General features: G+C 47.8%; 1 protein-coding gene. It reads right to left on the minus strand.

The window, feature by feature from the left end; all coding sequences use genetic code 11:
• Window positions 1–2 precede the first annotated feature (2 nt).
• The coding region (locus A7K91_RS05740; protein WP_068680616.1) for a transposase at window positions 3–536 on the minus strand (534 nt) is incomplete at its 5' end.

Below are 536 nucleotides of genomic sequence, written 5' to 3' on the forward strand. Positions count from 1 at the left end.
ACTTATGCAGTTCGCGAGATTAACTGGTAATGGTGAGAATCTATGCTTGAATAAACTGGCCACCAAGACATAGAAAGCGTCTTGGGCCAGTATACGGAAATAAGGCTTGCAAATCGGCGTACCTCTGTGTCACAATCGATGTAGATTCGTTCAATACCCTTGTGGTTCCTTGATCGAACCTGGCAACGAGTGTGGAAGAGACCCTGAACCATTTCGCCGTGGGTGGAGCTCTCATCACTCGTTTTTTCTTTGTTTACTTGCCATAATGCGTAGGACAACAACGTTTCCGTCGCAAATAATAGCTCCATATGTGCGTGCTGATGTGCTTCTGACGTGGAGTGGCACTTCTCGAAGCCAAGCTCCTGCTTGGCGGTCCTGAAAAACACCTCAATCCGCCAGCGTTTACCATAGACAGCAAACGCTTCTTTCGGAGCATCATGACGGTTACTTATGATCAAATATGCGCCCTTGTAGGTCGCCGGATCATCATCCTTGTCCATCTCACTAACCGCTTCTTCATCCTCCTTCAGCCGAAT

The organism is Paenibacillus oryzae (assembly GCF_001675045.1).
GTDB classification, from domain to species: Bacteria; Bacillota; Bacilli; order Paenibacillales; family Paenibacillaceae; genus Pristimantibacillus; species Pristimantibacillus oryzae.